The 18531-nt window shown below is 70.1% G+C and carries 13 protein-coding genes; 2 read left to right on the plus strand and 11 right to left on the minus strand.

Annotated elements, in window-relative coordinates; translation table 11 throughout:
* Positions 1–144: 144 nt before the first annotated feature.
* Together ACIOHP_RS09980 and proB are read right to left on the minus strand one after the other, a co-directional pair.
* A complete protein-coding gene (locus ACIOHP_RS09980) occupies positions 145–612 on the minus strand; it encodes a hypothetical protein (protein ID WP_401885194.1) in 468 nt (155 codons plus the stop codon).
* 184 nt (positions 613–796) lie between these two features.
* Entirely contained in the window at positions 797–1903 is a 1107-nt protein-coding gene (gene proB / locus ACIOHP_RS09985; RefSeq protein WP_401885283.1) for a glutamate 5-kinase, read from the minus strand.
* A 224-nt stretch (positions 1904–2127) separates the two neighbouring features.
* On the opposite strand from proB, the gene ACIOHP_RS09990 reads away from it, so the two are divergent.
* A complete protein-coding gene (locus ACIOHP_RS09990) occupies positions 2128–3528 on the plus strand; it encodes a polysaccharide pyruvyl transferase family protein (RefSeq protein ID WP_401885198.1) in 1401 nt (466 codons plus the stop codon).
* A gap of 250 nt (positions 3529–3778) precedes the next feature.
* Positions 3779–5824: a hypothetical protein gene (locus ACIOHP_RS09995; RefSeq protein ID WP_401885286.1), complete on the plus strand. Its 2046-nt coding sequence runs from the start codon at positions 3779–3781 to the stop codon at positions 5822–5824.
* Positions 5825–5828: 4 nt separating this feature from the next.
* On the opposite strand, the gene ACIOHP_RS10000 is transcribed toward ACIOHP_RS09995, so the two are convergent.
* The 9 genes from ACIOHP_RS10000 to rplU all read right to left on the minus strand — a co-directional run bounded on the left by ACIOHP_RS10000 (position 5829) and on the right by rplU (position 18063).
* Entirely contained in the window at positions 5829–7043 is a 1215-nt protein-coding gene (locus ACIOHP_RS10000; protein ID WP_401885201.1) for a glycosyltransferase family 2 protein, read from the minus strand.
* 224 nt (positions 7044–7267) lie between these two features.
* Positions 7268–9319 carry a hypothetical protein gene (locus ACIOHP_RS10005; RefSeq protein WP_401885203.1) on the minus strand — a complete coding sequence of 684 codons (2052 nt, stop codon included), beginning with the start codon at positions 9317–9319 and terminating at the stop codon, positions 7268–7270.
* Positions 9320–9474: 155 nt separating this feature from the next.
* The gene (locus ACIOHP_RS10010) at positions 9475–10974 is read right to left on the minus strand and encodes a bifunctional cytidylyltransferase/SDR family oxidoreductase (protein ID WP_361478272.1); all 1500 of its coding nucleotides are present in this window, start codon (positions 10972–10974) and stop codon (positions 9475–9477) included.
* Positions 10975–11188: 214 nt separating this feature from the next.
* Entirely contained in the window at positions 11189–12382 is a 1194-nt protein-coding gene (locus ACIOHP_RS10015) for a hypothetical protein (protein ID WP_401885206.1), read from the minus strand.
* Between the two features lie 101 nt (positions 12383–12483).
* On the minus strand, positions 12484–14034 hold the full coding sequence (locus ACIOHP_RS10020) for an alkaline phosphatase D family protein (protein ID WP_401885209.1): 1551 nt from the start codon (positions 14032–14034) through the stop codon (positions 12484–12486).
* Between the two features lie 210 nt (positions 14035–14244).
* Positions 14245–15729: a VCBS repeat-containing protein gene (locus tag ACIOHP_RS10025; protein ID WP_401885211.1), complete on the minus strand. Its 1485-nt coding sequence runs from the start codon at positions 15727–15729 to the stop codon at positions 14245–14247.
* 164 nt (positions 15730–15893) lie between these two features.
* Positions 15894–17339, minus strand: a complete 1446-nt coding sequence (obgE, locus tag ACIOHP_RS10030) for a GTPase ObgE (protein WP_361478284.1) — start codon at positions 17337–17339, stop codon at positions 15894–15896.
* 134 nt (positions 17340–17473) lie between these two features.
* Positions 17474–17728, minus strand: coding sequence for a 50S ribosomal protein L27 (gene rpmA / locus ACIOHP_RS10035; RefSeq protein WP_003990207.1), 255 nt, complete (start codon positions 17726–17728; stop codon positions 17474–17476).
* Positions 17729–17742: 14 nt separating this feature from the next.
* The gene (gene rplU, locus ACIOHP_RS10040; RefSeq protein WP_046259920.1) at positions 17743–18063 is read right to left on the minus strand and encodes a 50S ribosomal protein L21; all 321 of its coding nucleotides are present in this window, start codon (positions 18061–18063) and stop codon (positions 17743–17745) included.
* Positions 18064–18531 lie beyond the last annotated feature (468 nt).

Here is an 18531-nt window from a genome sequence, read left to right on the forward strand (position 1 = left end):
AGGGTAGTGCGCCGTACGGGGGCGGCCACCGCTCATCCCAAACCGCGAGACACCTCCCCTTTGCGCCTAAACCGGCGTCGCTCTCGCGGACGTGGTTGCTCGCCGTGGGGGTTCCTCGATTGATGGTTGCGGTCCGTGGCCGGATCAATACGGGTGTACGCCGACCGGCGATGCCGGGGGCGGGCCGTACCCCTCGGAGATGCGCTGGTGGTAGGTCTCGCGGTCGATGACCTCCAGGCCGACGATCTCCCAGGGCGGCAGCCCCGCGGTCAGGCGGTGCTCCCCCCACAGCCGCAGCGCGACGGCGGCCGCGTCGTGCAGGTCGCGGGCCTCCTCCCAGTAGCGGATCTCCGCGTGGTCGTTGGCATAGCGGCTGGTCAGCAGAAAGGGATGGTCGTGGGCGAGCTGTTCGAGGCCGCGCCGGACTTCCTTCAGCGGGGCCTCCTTCCCGGAGACGCTGAGGGTCACGTGCCACAGGCGGGGCAGATCCCGCGGCTCCTCGTACCGGTCGCCGGCCGCGACGCTCGTCAAGGCGCGCTCCTCACCGGCCGCACGCGACGAGGCCTCGGCGGCACCGCTGCGGGACCGGTCCCCAGGGCGCACTCGTCTCACGACGGCCTCCTTTACGCAGTGACCGACCCGGTGGTCGTGCGGAATGTGTCCCTGAGACAAAGTTGAGCAGGCCGCAAGGGTTCGCGTGGCGCTTTTGCGGAACGTCCACCTGAGGGCGACGGTCTTGGCAGGGCGTTCACCCCGTTTTCGGCTACGACGTGACCTCCGCGGTCCTCTGCCGCGCTCAGGGCTGCAGGATCACCAGGTCGTCCCGGTGCACGACCTCGCGCTCGTACGCCGGACCCAGCTCGCGCGCCAGCTCCCGCGTCGAACGTCCGATCAGCTGAGGGATCTCCTTGGCGTCGAAGCTGACGAGCCCCCGGGCCACCGCGCGCCCCTCGCCGTCCCGCAGTTCGACGGGGTCGCCGGCGTTGAACTCGCCCTCGACGGCGGCGATCCCGGCCGGCAGCAGCGACTTGCGACGCTGGACGACCGCCCGGACGGCGCCGTCGTCCAGGGTCAGGGAGCCCTGCGGGGTGGAGGCGTGCTGAAGCCACAGCAGCCGGTCGGCGGAGCGCTTGCCGGTGGGGTGGAAGTAGGTGCCGGTGTCGCCGCCGAAGAGCGCGTCGGCCGCGTGGACCGCGCTGGTCAGCACCACGGGGATGCCGGCCGCGGCGGCGATCCGGGCAGCCTCGACCTTGGTGACCATGCCGCCGGTGCCGACGCCGGCCTTGCCGGTGCTGCCGATGTCGATGCCGGCCAGGTCCGCGGGCCCGCGCACCTCCGCTATCCGCGAGGTGCCCGGCTTGCTGGGGTCGCCGTCGTACACCCCGTCCACGTCGGACAGGAGCACCAGGAGGTCGGCCCGCACCAGATGGGCCACCAGCGCGGCGAGACGGTCGTTGTCGCCGAAGCGGATCTCGTCGGTGGCGACGGTGTCGTTCTCGTTGACGACCGGGAACGCGCCCATCGCCAGGAGCTTGTCGAGGGTGGTGGAGGCGTTGCGGTGGTGGGAGCGGCGGCTCATGTCGTCGCTGGTGAGCAGGACTTGGCCGACGCGGACGCCGTAGCGGGCGAAGGAGGCGGTGTAGCGGGCCACGAGCAGGCCCTGGCCGACGCTGGCGGCCGCCTGCTGGCGGGCGAGGTCCTTGGGGCGGCGGCGCAGTCCCAGCGGGGCGAGTCCGGCCGCGATGGCGCCGGAGGAGACGAGGACGACCTCCTTCTCCCCGCCGCTGCGGCTCTTGGCGAGAACATCGACGAGCGCGTCGACCCGGTCGGCGTCCAGGCCGCCCGAGGCGGTGGTCAGCGACGAGGAACCCACCTTGACGACGATCCTGCGGGCCTCGCTCACGGCCTGCCTCACGCTTGCCACCTGCACTGTCCCCACTTCCTTGCGCGTGGCAGCAATCTACGCGAAGGGGCCGGTGCGAGACGTATCGGTCCAGCCCCCGGACACATCAGGAGGTGACTGGTTGCTCACCCTTCGCATACGGCAAAAAGGTTGTAGAGGTTGCTCATAGAAATCAAAGGCGATCCAAATTTATTCTGAAGTTTGTGTCACCTAAAGTTCACAGCGTGAAGCGCATCCTGATCCGGTCCGGCAAGAGCCCGTTCGACGTGGTCCCCGTGGAAGAGTCCCTCCAGCGGGACCTCATCGCCACCAACTCCGGCAACTTGATCTTCAGCGATGCCACACACAAGCTGCTCGAAGCCCCGGACACCGAGGTCGTCTCGAACGGCATCAAGTCACTGGTGTCCGAGGCCGACCGGATCAACCAGGAGTACGACGCCTTCGTCGTACCGCTGGCGAACGCCTTCCGCCCGTCCTTCGAGCAGCAGCTCAAGCGGCTGACGCGGCTGATCGGCCGGCTGAAGATCCCGGTCGTGGTGGTCGGCGTCGGTGCGCAGACCGGGCTGAACTACGACCCGGCGCGCCTCAAGCCCATCGAGCCGTCCGTGCGCGAGTTCGTCTCGGCGGTGCTCGAGCGCAGCGCCTCGATCGGGGTGCGCGGCGAGTTCACCGAGCAGTACCTCAAGGACATGGGGTTCCGGGACGTCGAGACCATCGGCTGCCCCTCACTGTTCATGTACGGCAAGGAACTCGACGTACAGAAGCGGTCCCCGGAGCTGACCGCCGCGTCCCGGATCGCGGTCAACGGTTCGCACAACGCGGTCCAGAAGCAGGGCCTGGGCAAGATCATCGAGCGGAACCACGCCCGCTACCCGCATCTGCGCTTCATCGGCCAGAACCTCTCCGACGCACGGCAGTTGCACTGGCGGGACCTGTCGGACCCGAACTCCAGGGTGACCGCGATACCGACGCACCCCGACCACCCGATGTACCGGGAGGACAAGGTCCGCGTCTACGTCGACCCGATCACCTGGATCGACGACCTGCGCGACTTCGACTTCTCCTTCGGCTCCCGCATCCACGGCAACATCGCGGCGCTGCTCGCGGGCACGCCCGCCACCGTGCTCGTCGGTGACTCCCGGACCCTGGAGCTGTGCCGCTACTTCGAGATCCCGCACGTCAGGATCGACCAGCTGCCCGCGGACCTGGACCCGGCGCGGCTGTACGAGGAGGCGGACTTCGGCGGGCTGGTGAGCGGCCACCACGAGCGCTTCGAGCGGTTCGCGGGGTTCCTCGACCGCAACGGACTGCAAAACACCTTCACCCACGGCGACGGCGGCGCGGCCTTCGAGAAGCGCATGAGCAAGCTGTCGTTCCCGGCGGGGGTGCGTCCCTGGCTCGAGGCCGACCTCGCCTCGCTGGCCACGCGGATGGCGTTCATGCAGCGCCACATCACCGATCTGACGCTGGACAACGAGCGGTTGAAGCGGGACCTGGCCCGCGCCAAGGCCGGTTCCAGGGGCACGAGGACGGTCGCGGGCATTCCGGCGCCGTCGGTCTACCGCCGCGCGCGCCGCGTGGTGGGCGCACCCATCCGCCGGGCCCTGCAGTCGGGCCGCCAGTAGGGCTGCGGGCGGGATCGGGCAGTACCACTCCACGGTCGTCGCAAGGCGCCCGGACACGCGCGTGTCGTCCAGAGGTCGGCGGGCGTTAACCCGGGCGCATGTCCTGCGACGACCTTGGAGTGACGCAGTGCCCCCTTCCCTCCCCCGCCGGCGCTCCACCAAGAGGCCGAAGAGACCGAAAAGGCAGAAGAGACTCCGTCTCGGGCGCGCCCTGAAACGTCTCTTCAGGCGCCCCCGCAAACCCCTCCCCCTGCGTCGCAGGGCGGCCCAGGTCCTCGTCACGGCCCTCCTCGCCGCCGCCTTCGCGGCGCAGGCCGTCGCGGCCCTCCTCCCCGACATCCCGCTGCTGCTCGCCGCGACCGCCGCCTCCCTGGCAGGGGAGGGCGTGCTGTACCGGTGGCAGCGCCCCATGATGTCGGTGTTCGCCAAGTCGCACGCGGACATCACCGTGCGGCACGTGCTGCGGGACCTGCTGCTGGTGGCGGGGCTGCTGCGGGTGGGCGAGCAGGAGCGGGAGTCGGTGTACGCCCCGCTCATCGCCGGTCTGCTGGTCTTCTACGGCCTGCACTTCGCGATCCAGGCGGTCTCCGTCCTGGTCCGCCGCACCCGCACCCTGCCGGTGGTGACCCGGAACATCGACGCCTCCGCGCTGCGCCTGTCGACCGCGCCGCCCGCACTGCTGCTGCGCCGCCCCGGGCACCGTCTGCTGCTGTTCGGGCTGCCGGCCACCGCCGGTCTCGCGGCCACGGCGGCCACGGACCTCCCGGCGGCCGCGGCGGCCGGGGTCGCGCTGTCGCTCCTGCTCGCCCTGCTGGGCCTGGGCGAGCTGCTGCTGCGGCTGCTGCCGAGCCGCCGTCCCGCGGGCGAGCAGGAGGTGCTCGACTGGTTCGACGCCTGGCTGGCCGACTACCGGCCGACCGTGGGCCTGTACTTCTCCGGGGGCGCGTCCTCGGCGTACCAGGCGAACATGTGGCTGGAGTCGCTCGCCAAGCTCGACGCCCGGCCGGTGGTCGTGCTGCGCGAGCGCTTCATGGTGCAGAAGATCGCGGCGACCGACATCCCCGTCGTCTGCCTGCCCAAGGTCACCACTCTGATGCGGCTGGAGCAGTCCACGCTCCAGGTCCTGATCCACCCCTCCAACTCCGGCAAGACCTCCCAGGTCCTGCGCATCCCCACGCTCAGGCACACGTTCGTCAACCACGGCGAGAGCGACAAGCTGTCCTCGTGCAACCCGTACGCGAAGGCGTACGACGAGGTGTGGGTGGCCGGTCCCGCGGCGCGCGAACGGTACGCGCTGGCCGAGGTCGGCGTGGACGACCGCGACGTGGTGGAGACCGGGAGGCCCCAGCTGGACGCCGTACGGCCGTACGCGGGGCCGCCCACCGGTCCGTACATGACCGTCCTGTACGCGCCGACCTGGGAGGGCTGGGACGGCAACCCGGGCAACACCTCAGTGGTCGAGGCGGGCGAGAACCTCGTACGGGCGCTGCTCGCGGACGACGGCGTACGGCTGCTCTACAAGCCGCATCCGCTGACCGGCTCGGTCGATCCGCGGGCCGGGGCGGCCGATCAGCGCATCCGGGAACTGATCCGGAGCGCCAACCGGCGGCGGACGGGGCCGCGGCCCGTCGCCGACGGCGAACTCGCCCGGTGCACGGCGCAGTTGGACCGGCTCACCACGGCCGACTTCCGGACCAGCGCCGACCAGGTCGAGCGGATGCTGCTCCAGTCGGTGCCGCACAAGGGGCGTGCGAAGGCGGTGGAGCGGGCCACGGCCGCCTGGGAGGAGGCGTACTGGGCCTCGCTGCCGCAGTGGGAGCACCAGGTCGTCACGGACGCTCGGCCCACGCTGTACGCCTGCTTCAACCGGGCCGACCTGCTCATCAGCGATGTGTCGAGCGTGGTCAGCGACTTCCTGGCGAGCGGCAAGCCCTACGCGGTGGCCAACACCAGCGGGCTGTCCGAGGACGTGTTCCGCGAGAGCTTCCCGACGGTCCGGGCCGCCACCGTGCTGACGCCGGACGCGAGCGGGGTGGCGCAGCTGCTGGACGCCGTACGCGAGCCCGACAAGGACGGACTGGCCGAGGCGCGGGCCGAGTTGAAGCGGCATCTGCTGGGCCCGGCGGAACCGGCCTCACAGGTGCGCTTCAACGCCGCCGTACAGGCGCTGTGCGCGGAGGCCCGGGAGCATCGCGCGCGGATGCGGGAGCGGCTGGCCGCGGAGATCCCCGGGCAGCGGCAGACCCAGGTCGAGTCCGAGTCCGAGTCCGAGGAGCAGCACACCGCCACCCCCTAGGCCCTCACGCCACCGCCGTCGGCCGGACGTCCCGGGCGGGCAGCATCCGGCGGGCCTTGCGCAGCGCCCGTCGGACGAAGGAGTCGAGCCCGCCCTCCCGGTATCCCGGGAACGCCCGGGCCTCGCGCGGTTCGGCGAGGTAGACGGAGTCGGGGATGCCGGCGGCAGCGTCGCGGAAGTGGGGGTAGGCGAGATACACGCGGCGGCCACGCTTCTCCAGCAGCGCGGCGGCCTGCTTCTTGGCCCGCAGGAACTCCAGGACGTCCGCGAGGAGTTCGGGCCGCTCCTCGGCCACCAGATGGAGGCGCAGGCGCTCGTCGACCCTGAGTCGGCGGGCGACCTCGTCGGTCCAGTAGGCGTCCATCAGGGGCTTGGCCAGCTCGAACTTGTGCCGTTGGACCTCCTCACTGTCCCGCAGGTACCTCGGGCCGAACTGCGGGAGCAGCGTGACGAGGAAGGGCCGGAGCATGAGCATGTCGCGCCGCGGGCCCGCCGGGACCATCTCCGCGACCAGGTTCATCAGGGCGCGCGCGGAGTCGAAGCGCAGGGTGTAGCTCCCGCTCTTCGTCACGTGCTTGCCGTCCTCGCGGCCCACCAGGTAGTAGCAGGTGTAGTCGTCGATCAGGGAGACGCCGTCGGCCCGCAGATAGGCCTCCATGGTGAACAGCGCGTCCTCGCCGGTCCACAACGACTCGTCGAACCGCATGCCGTGACGGTCCAGCAGGTCGCGGCGGAACAGCTTCTGCGCGCTCAGCGTGAACTTGATGTTGGACGACCAGACGTCGGTGCGCTCCAGCGTCCGCCCCCACATCGACTGCGGCGGCTTGCGGTTGATGCCCTCGACGCGGCCCAGGACCACGTCGGTGCCGTTGCGGTCGGCCATCGCGACCATCCGCTCGAGGGCCTCGGGACCGAGCCGGTCGTCGGCGTCCAGGAAGAACACGTACCGTCCGCCGGCCTTGCCCAGGCCGACGTTGCGCGGGGCGCTGGGGCCGCCGGAGTTGTCCTGGCGGATCACCGTGACCGGCATGTCGGCGCGGTCCGCGAACTCCTCCAGACAGGCGCCGGTGCCGTCCGTGGATCCGTCGTCGACCGCGATGACCTCGATGCGCGTGTGGTCGAGGGTCTGGGCCTCGACGGACGCGAGGCAATCGACCAGGTACGGCATCGCGTCGTACGCCCCGATGATCACGGTCACATCAGGCTGCGTCACGGTCACACTTCCCCCAGATCATGAGGAACCCTTGGTCATAGGGCATTCCCCCTGTATTGGTTTATTCGCAACTTAGTAGACGGACGAGGAAGGGAAGCGGTTGCCTGCTCATAGCTTTTTTGTGGCGCAGGTCACGACCAGTGAGAACGCGTCCCTCATGACGTACGTAAAAGGGCCCTGTTTTCGAGGATCACTCCTCGAAAACAGGGCCCTTCTTGACGGCGAGTTGGTCAGGCCTTGGTCGTGGCCTCCGCGGCTCCGGTCGCCGCCCGTGACTCCTGCCCGACGTTGCGCGCCTCGGCCTTGAGGGCGAGATTCGCGACGGCGGTGTTGAACTGCTCGATGGACGTCGGCTCGTCCGGGCCCAGCAGATACTGCTTGAGCTCCTTGCGGTCCTCCGCCAGCGGGTCGCCCGCGGGGTCACGGACCGCGTCCAGCAGGCCGCCCAGCTCGGCCGCGCTGTTGGACAGGATGGTGGCGGCGCGCACCGCGGTGTTCTGCCGCTTGAACTCCTCCACGCCCAGCTCGGCGGAGTCCGTCACCGCGTACGGCTTGCCGCTCGCGATGAAGTCGGAGACCACGCTGGAGATGTCGGAGACCATCGCGTCGGAGACGTTGAAGCAGTCGTACAGCCGCGGCTCGGCGCCGGTGATGACCCGGTGCTCGAAGGTGCCGACGGAGCGCCAGTAGGCGTCGTTCCACTCGGCGCGCAGCCGGGCGATCTCCTCGTGCCTGGCCACGTCGACCACACCGTCACGCGTGGCCTCGGCCTCGTCGCCCTTGTCACCGCCGCGGCCGGACAGCTCGGCGATCCGCGCCTCGATCCGGCCGAGATCGGCCTTGGCCTGCGTCCGGGCGGCCGCGTCGGCCGTGAAGCGGACATCGGTGGCCCGCTCGGCGCCGGCCTTCTCCACCAGGGCGGTGATCCGCGCGTGCGCGGCGCCCGCCTCCTTGCTGACCGTGCCGGTGAAGGGGTGCGGCTTGTACAGGACCCGGACCGGCGGGTCGGCCGTCACCAGCCTCTTCACGATGTTCTCGCCGGCCAGCACGATCGAGGTGTTGCCCGGGTCGCCGTCCCAGCCCTCCCAGGTGGGCGCGTACAGCACGGTCGGGATACGACCCTCCGGCACTCCCTGCCAGGTCTGGATCGGCGCCAGCTGCGGGCGGCCGACCTCGGCGATGTCCTCGTCGCGGACGCCGACGTCGGCGATGGCGTAGCGGTCGCGGCCCGCGCGACCGGCGGTCCACACCTCGTCGTACACCTTGCTGAACGGGTTGACGCTGGCGAGCTTGTCGCTGTCGCCGTGGCCGATGAAGACGTGCTTCATGGTCGGGACGCGCAGCAGGTGGATGTTCTTGCCGACGTTGGCCGCGTACAGCGCGACGCGCACGTTGGTCAGGTCCATGTTCATCAGGTGCACCCCTCCGGGCACGCAGACGACGGGGACCGTGGTGGGGGCCAGGTTGTTCAGGATGGCCCTCTCGCGCAGGATGATCAGCGGCTTGGAGTCCAGCTGCTCCATGGTCTCCAGCCACATGTTGACCTGGTACGCCGAGTCCTTGGAGCCGGAGAAGTACAGCACCGTCTCCGGCTGGTAGCCGGCCAGCCAGTCGTCGACGGCGGCCAGCACGGTCTCCGCGTTCGGCGGGGTCTTCCTGCCACGGACGTACGGCATGAGCGCGACGACGTACAGGGTGCCCAGCACTATCGTCGCGCCGATGCCGACGAACGCCGCGAGGGTGTCGTCCGTGGCCGCGGAGACCAGCACACCGACGACGGCGGCGAGGTCCAGGTGCAGCATCTTCTCGGCGGAGCGGTTGAGCAGACGGCGCGGCGGGGCGTCGGGGATGCGGATGCGGGACTTCAGGTCGACGTTACGGGTGGCGACCGGCATCCGGCGGCGGTTGCGGATCAGGGTGACCAGCGCGCCGTGCGGGGCCTGCAGACCGTAGAAGGCGATGAAGCACGCGACGGCGGCGTAGAAGACCAGACCGTCCGCGAGGTCGAGCCGGGCCAGCAGCAGGACCAGGAGCAGCTGCCGGATCAGGAAGCGGATCGACAGACCCGCGCGCACCTTGCTCAGGCGGTTGATCAGGTAGCTGCCCTTGCGGTGCAGATAGTGGTCCGCCAGGTACGTCACCGCGGCGGCGGCCGTGAAGGCGGGAACGCTCGGGACGAGCGCGGCCAGCATGAGCGCCGGGAAGCCCAGGATCATGAGGGCCGCTGCGGCCAGCTCGGCCGCACTGCCCACCCGGGCGACGCGAATGGCTCTGGTTATCACAGAGGAACCTGCTCTTGGAGGGGGAGTGCCGGTGTGGTTCTGATATGCAGCGAAAATGTGAGAAATTCGCGAGAGGTACTGATTCAGGCCCCTGCGAATGCTCCGATAACGGGCAGCCACAGAGGCCTGAATAGCAGATGTCTAATTGCCGTTGATTATGCCACGCCGTCCTGACGGTCCAGGACACTGGCAAGTGCCTGCTCGAACCCGGAGGCCCTGCCCGCGGCGGCCGTCGGGTCCTGCTGGCGCACGTCGATCACATGGCCGGTGAGCTCGGACAGCAGCACGTCGAGCGAGGTACGGGCGACGGCCTCGGAGGAGAGCAGGGTGCCCGAGGGCTCCTGACCGAACGCCTTGGTGCGCATCGGGGTCGCGGTGCGCTCCGGGTTGATGCAGTTGACGCGGACACCGTCGCCGGCCCACTCGTCGGACAGGGCCTGGGTGAGGTTCACCATCGCGGCCTTGGTCGAGGAGTAGAGGCTGTACTCGGCGCGGCCGCGGGTGTAGCTGCTGGAGGTGTAGAGCAGCAGCTGGCCCTTGGTCTCCGCCAGGTACTTGTAGCTGGAACGTGCGATCTGCACCGGGGCGAGGTAGTTGACCTTCAGCGCTTCCTCGATGGTCGCGTTGTCGGTCTCGGCCAGCTTGCCGATGCGCAGCACTCCGGCGGTGTTGACGACGTAGTCGATGCGCCCGGTCTCGGCGTACGCCTTGGACAGCGCGTCGTCGACCTCCTCGGGGTTCTCGACGTGCGTGCCGGTGGTGGAGCGGCCCAGCGCGTACACCTTCGAGCCGTAGGACTCGGCGAGTTCGGCGATGTCCTTGCCGATGCCGTAGGAGCCGCCGAAGACGACCATGGTCTTGCCGGTCAGCAGCTCGCGGTAGGCCTCCTCGGAGACCTGCTCGGGCGCGGCGGTGGAGGCCAGCTGGAAGAGCTTGTCGGCGATGAAGACGTCGACGGGCTGGGTGACCTTCATGTTGTACTCGTCGCCCGCGACGACGTGGATCGGCACGTCCGGCAGGTACTTGAGCACGACCGAGCAGTCGTCCGTGGCCTGGAAGTTGGGGTCACCGGCGGCGACCTCGTAGGCCCGCTTGATCGTGGACAGCTTGAAGGCCTGCGGGGTCTGGCCGCGGCGCAGCCGGGAGCGGTCCGGGATCTCGGTGATGAACTCGCCGTCCTCGCCATGGGTGCGGGTCACGATGATGGTGTCCGCGGACGGGATGGCGACGTCGACGGCCTGGTAGCGCTCCAGCGCGACCACGCAGTCGTCGATGACGCGCTGCGCCAGCAGCGGGCGGACGGCGTCGTGGAACAGGACGTTGAGGTCCTCGCCCTCGGCCAGGCCCTCGCCGAGCGCCTCGATGGCGCGCTCGGTGGTCTCGTTCCGGGTCGAACCGCCCTCGATGACCTTCTTGACCTTCGTGAACCCGGCCTTGGCCACGATCTTCTCTATGTCCGGCACGTAGCCCGGCGCCATCAGGACGATGATGTCGTCGATCGAGTCGGCGTTCTCGAAGGTGGTCAGGGTGTGCTCGATGACTGCCTTGCCGGCGATCTTCAGCAGCTGCTTGGGGATCGAAAGACCCACTCGCTGACCGGTACCGCCGGCCAGGATCACTGCGGTGGTACGGGGCTTGGCGATGTGCTGGGACACAGATGACCTACCTCGGGGCGACAGGGAACTCGGAAATGGTCCCACTTGGGGTTACCGCAGTGCAAGGTGAGCGCCGTCCGTCGCATATGTGCGCGCCATCTGTCATTCACCTTGTACTCCTGGTGATTGAGGAGACCGTTGTGGCGAGTACCTGGAATTGCTGTGAGTAACTCCACAGGGAGTTCTGTATTGCTGTGTGTGACGACCGTACCCCTCAGCGCCTCCGCAGCCGCTTCAGGCAGCGGTGCCCCAGCACTTTCACGAGTTCCTTCGACGAGGTCTGGTGCACGGTGCGCGACTTGACCGGCGCCGTGTTCCGGATCGGCGCGGCGGCGGCCGCGGCGAGCGCTCCGTACAGTGCCTGCGCGGCCACCTCGGGGGCGATCCGCGGTTCCGCCGGGGTCCGTGTGGCGGGCTTCGGCACGGCGGACAGCAGGGCGGGGTCGCCGAGGACGCGCACGCCCATGGTGCCGATGCGTCGCGCCATCCTGGCGCCGATCTCCGCCGCGGCCTCCACGGCCCACTGCGGAGTGCTGATCTTCACGTCCTGCGCGGTCGGACTGCACGCGTTCTTCATATGCATCACCGCGCCGTGCCGTACGAGCTTGGAATACAGCTCCTCCGGGAGGTCATTGCCGCGGAATTCCTTATTAAGATTCCGCAGCATTTCGGTCTCGGCGAGCGTCAGGGAACGGTTCGCGGCATCCGGGACCTCCTGGAGCAGATCCGCCGGCAGCCCGAGCAGCGACTCGAAGGTGCGCATCAGCCCGCCCCGGTCGCGGTCGTCCACGACGACGACGGTGACCCGCTCGGGGCCGGCCGCCCGGGCCCAGCGCTCGACGAGGCGGTCGTGCCGGTGGCGGTGCCAGAAGCTGGGGTTGGGCCTGTCGTAGGGGGCCTTCCTGAGCATGTGCTCGAGCCAGTCCTCGTAGCCCATGCGCAGGCCGTTCTGGACGTACTGCTGCCACTGCGAGGGCATGATCCTCGCGAGGGGGCGCAGGGTGACGAGGATGTGTGCGGACTCGCGCCCGAGCTGCTCGACGATCCGTGCCACGGTCGCGTCGTCGGGGGCGTCGGCGAAGAACTCGCTGCTGATGACCGAGGTGCGCCGGCCCGCGCGCCGCGCCTTGTCCACGAGCTGCAGCCACTGTTTCTCGCTGGGTCCGGCGTCGCCCATCATCCCCGGACGGGCGCAGGCCGCCAGCACGGCCTCCATGGGGTGCCGGGTGGCGGCCGGCCAGTCGACCCCGTACCCGCCGAGCCGGTCCTTGACGGCGAACAGCGCGCCCTGGATCGAGGTCGTCCCGGTCTTGTGGGGGCCGATGTGCAGCAGGCGGGTGCCGGCGGGCAGCGGGGTGATCACGCCGTCGTTCGCCACGGGTTCATGTCTCGTACAGTCCGTCTCCATGGTTAGGGGACGGTAAGAGGGGTTCCTGAGACTGTGCTGAGAGAGACCTGGGACACAGATGAGTCCCAGGCTCCCGTCACCCGCAATTCATCGTCGACCGGTCACGCGAGCTCGACGCCGGGGCGGTCCGACTCGACCCGCAGCGTGGCCAGCGTGCTCGCCGTCGCCGTCGGCTGCCGGACCGTGTCGACGGTCCTGACCCGGGCGTCGATGCCGTGGCGGTCGACGTCGAAGAGGTGGTAGCCGCGGTGGGCGTCGAGCAGCTTCCAGTGCGGGTTGTCCGCCATCAGCGGGTCCCACTGCTTGTGGAAGGCGTCCTGGTCCTGGTCGCCGTTGCTGGAGATGGACGTCCCCACGAACTCGGCGCCGACGACGTCGGAGTCCGGGTCGGCGAAGTCCTGCTTGAGGTCGCTGATCATCGTCAGATGGCGGTCGCCGGTGAACACGACGGGGTTGCGGACGTCCTCGAACTCCCGCATGAGCTGGTTGCGTTCGGCCTGGTAGCCGTCCCAGGCGTCGTAGTACCAGAGCTTGCCCTCGCCGACCTTCAGATCGGTCTCGGCCATCATGATCTGCGAGGCGATGAGGTTCCAGCGGGCCGGTGAGTCGTGCAGCCCGTCCAGGAGCCACTCCTTCTGCCCGGCGCCGAGCATGGTCAGCGAGGGGTCCTGGGCGCCCTCCTGGCTGGTCGCCTGGTCGCTGCGGAACTGCCGGGTGTCGAGCACGTTGAGCCGGGCGAGGCGGCCGAACTCCAGGCGGCGGTACATCTGGATGTGCGGGCCGTTGGGGACCGAGCTCGCGCGGACCGGCATGTGCTCGTAGTACGCCTGGTAGGCCGCGGTGAGCCGGGCCACGAAGGCGTCGTGCGTCTGCTTGCCGGGGTCCTGCGGGATCTCGCCGGCGAAGTCGTTGTCGACCTCGTGGTCGTCGAAGGTGACGATCCAGGGGGCGCCGGCGTGCATCGCGGCGAGGTCCGGGTCGCTGCGGTACTGGGCGTACCGGTTGCGGTACTGGACCAGGGTGTACGGCTCCCCCGTGCCCTCGTGCCGGCGGACACCCGTCGACGCGGGCGACGACTCGTAGATGTAGTCGCCGACGAAGAGCACGAAGTCGGGGTCCTGAGCGAGCATGTCGGCGTACGGCGTGAAGTAGCCGTGCTGGTAGTTCTGGCAGGACGCGAGCGCGAAGCGCAGACTGCCGCCCTTGCTGTGCGGGTGGGGGGCGGTGCGGGTGCGGCCGGTGGGCGAGATCTGGCCGCTCGTGCGGAAGCGGTACCAGTAGGTACGGCCCGGGCGCAGCCGCCGTACATCCACGTGAACGCTGTGCCCGTACTCGGGCCGCGCCTGGGTCACGCCCCGGCGTACGGGCTTTCTGAACCGTTCGTCCTCCGCGATCTCCCACTCCACGGGCACGACCTCGTCGGGCATGCCGCCGCCGTTCAGCGGGTCGGGGGCGAGCCGGGTCCACAGGACGATGCCGTCGGGCAGCGGGTCGCCGGAGGTGACACCGAGGCTGAACACGCCGTCGGGCAACGTCGTGCCGGCCGCGCGGGCGGTGGTCGGCAGCCACAGCTGGGCGGATGCGGCGGCGCCGATCACGGCGGCCCCGGCGGTCAGAAAGCGGCGTCGGTCGGGCGATGTTGCTCCGGTCATCAGCGAACTCCCCTGCCTCACTGGCCTCTTGGACATTGGGAAGCTCACGCCCATGGACGGTCCGCCCGCTGAACCGTGAGCTTCGGGTGCATGACAACTAGACAGACAACAGAAGACCCCCCGCGGCACACGAACACCTGCTTGCCGCAACAGGCCTGACTGGGAATCAGTACGGGCGCCTCCACCGGGGCGCCCGGGATCGTCGGCGGCTCAGTGCGGGAAGTCCGCGCCCAGCCGGGCGGAGTCCGGGTTCGTGCCGAAGGCCTTGGCGCCGAAGGCGAGGGATCCCTTGGTGGTGACCCCGGCGGCGGTGGAGCGGAAGGCCCACACCGAGCCGGCGTCGGCGTTCTCCCCGGGTGCGCCGACGATCAGGTCCGCACGGCCGTCGCCGTCGGTGTCGAGCAGGGTGACGGCCTCGCCGAAGCGGTCCCGGCGCTCGGCGGTGCCGGGGACACCGGCCGTGTTCTGGCTGAACACCTTCGACCCGGCACCGGTGGGACCGGACGCCCCGCCCGGGATCACGGCGACCGTGCCCGCGTCCTGCACACCGGCGAAGTCCTCGAGCGGGACGCCCGCCACGATGTCGGCGCAGCCGTCACCGTCGACGTCACCGACCGCGACGGACGCACCGAAGAAGTCACCCGACTCGCCGGCGCCCGGCACCCCGGGGGTGTCCTGGTGCAGCATGCGCGGGTCCCCGCTCTTGGGGCCCTGCGCGGTGCCCAGGACGACGCCGACCCGGTCGCCGTACTGGCTGGGGTCGTTCGGCTCCTCGTTGCCGTTGGCCGGGGAGGGCCTGCCGAAGACGATGTCGTCGCGGCCGTCGCCGTTCACGTCACCGAGCTCGATGTCGCTGCCGCCCTCGATCTTCGCGCCCTGCGCGTTGCGCAACGCGGTGAGCGGGGCGAGGCCCTGCTCGGTGCCGTGCAGGTAGTTGAGGTGGTGGTTGGAGCCCTGGTCGCCGGGCTCCCAGTCGGCGGGCATGGTCAGCGAGACGAGGTCGGTGATGCCGTCGCCGTCGATGTCCCCGGCGGCCATGTCGAGCACCGAGTCGTCGCTGTCGTAGACGGGGATCTCCTGGGTCCGGGCGGGCACGCCGTCCCGGGTGAAGGGGCCGAAGCGCACGCCGCCGGGCATGGCCAGGTCGGTGTGGCCGTCGCCGTCGAAGTCGCCGGGGAGGCTGGAGTGGGTGGCGAGGAGCCGCCCCGGCCGCAGCAGCGTCCCGCCGGACAGACCCGTGGCGGAACCCCACAGCACGGTCTGGCTGTGGACCTGCGCCTCGCCGCCCGACGTCCAGTGCTCCCCGGTCGCGGGCACCACCAGGTCGGTGTAGCCGTCGGCGTCCAGGTCGACGGGGATGACGTGGTCACCGAAGCGGTCGTCCGCCTCGGGCGAGCCGGGGACACCGGGCGAGGCCTGCGAGTAGACCTTCTTGGTCGCGAGGTCCAGGCCCTTCGCCGACCCCTGGACGACGGCGACGTAACCGGCCGCCTTCTTCCCGCCGACCGTGGCGTACGGCACCCCGACGGCGAGGTCCTCGTACCCGTCCCCGTTGAAGTCCTGCGGCGCCTCGGCCTTCGGCTGCGCTTGCGCCTGCGCGACGGGCAGCGCGCCGCACGTGGCGGCGATCAGGGCGATCGCCGCGACGACGGCGCGCCGGGTTCTGTGCGAGGCGGACGAAGCAGACAGGGACACGTGAACTCCGGTGGTCGTCAGGGCAGTTGACCGTGGAGAGGATCAAGATCCCCGTCCACGCTGCCCCGTACGACTCACCGGAACGACGCTTGGTTGCCCTGTCGTACGCCGGAGGTTCTCCCGGCGTCGACCACCTCAGCCGACGACCTGGGTCACCGGCCGGCTCACTGCTCGAACGGCTCGAAGTCGTCGAACTCCCGCGACGCCTCGTCCCGCTCGGCCTCCTTGTCGCGGCGCCGCTGAGCCGCGGGGCGCGGAGCCTCGAAGCGGTGGTCCTCACCACGGCGGCCGAGCATCTCGGCACCGGCCATCACGGTCGGCTCCCAGTCGAAGACCACGGCGTTGTCCTCGGGGCCGATCGCGACACCGTCGCCCGAGCGGGCGCCCGCCTTCATCAGCTTCTCCTCGACACCGAGGCGGTTGAGCCGGTCGGCGAGATAGCCGACGGCCTCGTCGTTGCTGAAGTCGGTCTGCCGCACCCAGCGCTCCGGCTTCTCGCCGCGCACCCGGAACAGCCCGTCCTCCTCGCGCACCACGGAGAAGCCCGCGTCGTCGACGGCCTTGGGCCGGATGACGATCCGCGTCGCCTCCTCCTTCGGCTTCGCGGCGCGCGCCTTGGCGACCACGTCGGCCAGCGCGAACGACAGTTCCTTCAGCCCCATGTGCGCCACCGCGGACACCTCGAAGACACGGTAGCCACGCGCCTCCAGCTCCGGGCGCACCATCTCGGCGAGGTCCTTGCCGTCCGGGACGTCGATCTTGTTCAGCACGACCATGCGGGGCCGCTTGTCGAGCCCGGCGCCGTACTGCCGCAGCTCCTCCTCGATGATGTCGAGGTCGGAGACGGGGTCACGGTCGGACTCCAGGGTCGCCGTGTCCAGCACGTGCACCAGCACGCTGCACCGCTCCACGTGCCGCAGGAACTCCAGGCCCAGGCCCTTGCCCTGGCTGGCGCCCGGGATCAGACCCGGCACGTCGGCGATGGTGTAGACGGTCGAGCCGGCGGTCACCACACCGAGGTTCGGGACCAGGGTGGTGAAGGGGTAGTCGGCGATCTTCGGCTTGGCCGCGCTGAGCACCGAGATCAGCGAGGACTTGCCCGCGCTCGGGTAGCCGACCAGCGCGACGTCGGCGACGGTCTTCAGCTCCAGGACGATGTCCTGGAGGTCACCGGGCACACCGAGCAGCGCGAAACCGGGCGCCTTGCGCCGCGCGGACGCCAGCGCCGCGTTGCCGAGGCCGCCGCGGCCGCCCTGGGCGGCGACGTAGGAGGTGCCGTGGCCGACCAGGTCGGCGAGGACGTTGCCCGCCTTGTCCTGTACGACGGTGCCGTCCGGCACGAGCAGGACCAGGTCCTGGCCGTCCTTGCCGGAGCGGTTGCCGCCCTCACCGGGCTTGCCGTTGGTGGCCTTGCGGTGCGGGGAATGGTGGTAGTCCAGGAGCGTGGTCACCGACTGGTCGACGGTCAGGATGACGTCGCCGCCCCGTCCGCCGTTACCGCCGTCGGGGCCGCCGAGCGGCTTGAACTTCTCCCGGTGGACGGAGGCACAGCCGTGACCTCCGTTACCCGCGGCGACATGCAGTTCGACGCGGTCCACGAAGGTGGTCATGTGGGGTGCCTCCAGCACTTGAAATGTTCGTACGGTTCTCTACTGCTGTAACACGCGAAAGGCGGACCCGCCTTCCCACAGGGGAAGTGAGGTCCGCCTCGCGAAACGTTCGGTCTGAAGCCCTAAGCCTGAGCTCAGGCGACCGGGACGATGTTCACGACCTTGCGGCCACGGTGGGTGCCGAACTGCACCGAACCGGCCTCGAGGGCGAACAGCGTGTCGTCGCCGCCACGGCCGACGCCCGCGCCGGGGTGGAAGTGGGTGCCGCGCTGGCGGACCAGGATCTCACCCGCGTTGACGACCTGACCGCCGAAACGCTTCACGCCGAGGCGCTGAGCGTTGGAGTCACGACCGTTACGGGTGGACGATGCGCCCTTCTTGTGTGCCATCTCTCCTCAGTCCCTTACTTCGCAGCCGCGGGGATCTCAGTGACCTTGATCGCCGTGTACTGCTGGCGGTGGCCCTGACGACGGCGGTAGCCGGTCTTGTTCTTGTAGCGAAGGATGTCGATCTTGACGCCCTTGTGGTGGTCCACGACCTCGGCCTGGACCTTGATACCGGCCAGCACCCACGGGTCGCTGGTCACGGACTCGCCGTCGACAACGAGCAGGGTCGAGAGCTCGACCGTGTCGCCAACCTTGGCAGTGGAAATCTTGTCAACCTCAACGATGTCGCCGACAGCAACCTTGTGCTGGCGACCACCGCTGCGCACGATGGCGTACACGCGGATCTCACTCTCTCGCTCGGGACGGCACCCCCGCAGTCCAGCCACCCGGCACGCGGACAGCCTCTCCACAACACCCAGGTGTTCCGGAGGAAAGGGTTTACGGGGATGTGACGTGTCAGTCGACACGCCGACAGTGAAGGTTACGGGGCCACGGCCGAACGGGTCAAACCGGGCCGGGGCCCCCGGGTGTGGGGGGGGGGGGGGCCGCCCCCCCCCCCCCCCCCCGGGGGGGGGGGGCCGGCCCCCCCCCCCGGGGGGGGGCCCCCCCCGGCACCCCCGGGGGGGGGGCCCGCCCCGGGGGGGCGGCGGGGGGGGTGGGGGGGGGTTTTTGGTGGCCGGGCCCCTTGGGGGGCCGCGGGGTGGCGGGGGGGGGCCCCCCCCGGGACCGGGGTCGAAGGGGCAGCGCCCCTGGAGGATGGGACGGGTGAGGGCGGCGGGGGCGGGAAAAGGCCCGGCGCTACCAGC

Source organism: Streptomyces sp. NPDC087859 (assembly GCF_044742595.1).
GTDB classification, from domain to species: Bacteria; Actinomycetota; Actinomycetes; order Streptomycetales; family Streptomycetaceae; genus Streptomyces; species Streptomyces canus_F.